Source organism: Parcubacteria group bacterium CG10_big_fil_rev_8_21_14_0_10_36_14 (genome assembly GCA_002772895.1).
Taxonomy (GTDB): domain Bacteria; phylum Patescibacteriota; class Patescibacteriia.
Map to the genome: position 1 here is coordinate 1 of PFCS01000051.1, position 2260 is coordinate 2260.

At 40.5% G+C, this 2260-nt stretch carries 1 protein-coding gene and 1 pseudogene; both read right to left on the bottom strand.

Features of this window, described 5'->3' with window-relative positions; genetic code table 11:
- The coding region (locus COU51_04215; GenBank protein PIR66384.1) for a hypothetical protein at positions 1-1150 on the bottom strand (1150 nt) is incomplete at its 3' end.
- A gap of 327 nt (positions 1151-1477) precedes the next feature.
- Positions 1478-2248, bottom strand: a pseudogene (locus tag COU51_04220) (hypothetical protein).
- Between the last annotated feature and the right edge of the window lie 12 nt (positions 2249-2260).

Sequence of the window (2260 nt, forward strand, 5' to 3'; positions counted from 1 at the left end):
TTACGTTACCAGACCCTTCGTTTGCGCCGGCATAGAAAAATTTTGTATTCTGAACTTTGATTGTTTCGCCATTCCCGCTATCAATTTGAAGCGCACCCCAATCACCAGGCGCAGGAGAAGTATCGGAAATATCTATCGCTTCACCATGTTCATCATCACGAAAAGTTGTGAAAATAACCGGATTGGAAACAGAACCATTTATTTCCAAGCTTCCCTCAACATGCATGCTAATTGGAAAATTCATCCATCCACCCCATCGCCACCTACCAAACTTTATTACAACACCTTCTGGGATAATTAATTTTGCGCCGACAGGTATGCGAGCGCCATTTAGGTCGTCAACATAATAAGTTGTATTTGCGTCCAATGTGACGGTTCCTTTTATTTCAGGAAGATCAATCCGTTTTGTATAATCTACCTGCCCTTGAGTATTATTATGATCTTCATAAATCAAACTCTCACAAGATAAATAATTTTTTGGCGGTTCTTGTGGCTCTGGTTCTGGCTCAGATTCATTCTTATCATCCAACAAAATTTCGGGTTCAAAATAATGCTGAATACCTGGATCTTCCTGCGCGGCATTTGTATTTTGTGGCTGACTTGCTTCTCTTAAAATAAAATCGTTCTTATTATTATCTGTATCGTAGGCATTTCCTTCAAATTGATTTAGCCCGCCTTTTATCATTGATTCTGAAGTTGAAGAGGCGTTAGATTTTCTTTCAAAACTTCCTCCCTCCAAAAGTTCGGCAATATCAATTTCAAACGTTTCAGGTGAAAGCCAATCGTCACCACTCTTTTCACCATTATAATATGCTACTTTATCGCTGATTGTGTTTTCTTCTCCGTTTATTATAAAAATATTATCACGAACTAAAAAAACAGTTCCGCCGACGCCAGAAAGCGATATTGTACTCTGTACCATATCGGCGGGCATAGTAGTACTCGCAGAATAATTTTTATGCACTATTAAATAAAAACTATATTTTTTAATTTTTGCGTCTGATAGAAAATTTTTCTTTTTAAAGCTCGCCGAACCAGAACCACGATATTGCAATGACCAACCGTCAAGCGAAATATCATGATCGTTTGGATTATATATTTCTATAAATTCATCACTCGCCGTTTCTCCGTCAATCTGTATTTCGCTTATTAATAATTTATCTTGTGGTGTTTCGGGCTCAGGTGTTAGTTCCGGCTCTGGTTCAAATTCAAGCTCGCCTCCATCATCCGGCGGAGTTTCGGGTTCTTGTTCATCTCCATCATTCGGCGGGTTTTCAAATTCGGATTCGTCTCCTCCTTCCGAAGGGGAATCTAGAGGGGGTTCTGACTCTTCTTGAAGTTCGCTATTTTCCTCTGCTTGCGGTTGCGGTTTTGAGCTTCCACCAGCAGAAGACCAGCCTGTATATGTAGAAGCTTCCGACTCTAAGCCGGCTCCGCCTACGCCGTCTTTTTGAAATAAACATCCACGTTCAAAAAATCTTGCCTCTTCTTCATATGATTTAAAAACGCTGTAATATTTTGTATCTGGCGATATTATCATAAGATGCGCGTATCCTTCTTTCAGCATCTCGGCATTTACAAGTGTATCGTCTACATAAATATAGCGAAGTAATCTATTATATTTATCAGTTTCGCTTTTATCTTTTTCCAGACGAACATCTTTTCCTAAGACCATTAATTCCATTTTTTGTTTTGCTTCTTCAAAACAATCTTCGCCACGCTCCGGCGTGTCCATGCCGATTAAACGAACATCCTCTCCGCTATTTAATGTAATTGTATCACCGTCTATTACCCGACTAACATAGTAATTACCCCCATCTTTATTCTTCGTGTCCGATATATCAGTGTAGGGTTTCGGGAATCCTACAGTTTCTTTTAGCGAATTATCAATGGTATTTAAGGGAGTCGCGGGGGCTTCTGAAGGGATAGGAAGATGTATTGAAGGAGTGGATTCTTCCCCGTCATTGCGCGGAGGCGTACTCGCCGACGTGGCAATCTCATCATTTACCGCTTCATCGGCTTTTGTACTTTGCGGGAAGAGGGCTTGAGCAAATTCTACTGCCGAATTATATATTTTAGTCAGTTCGCCAAAAGGCGACCAAATTGTGTTTGTTGTGGCATTCTGTTTTTTTGTGATTTTTTGCGGAAGCTTCGCTTGACGTTCAGCTTCTTCAAAAAATAATTGAATTGCGCCGGCGCAAGAGATTACCGCCTGCTTCGAGAGACGTTGCCAGTAAGCGATGAGAATTTGAGGATCATC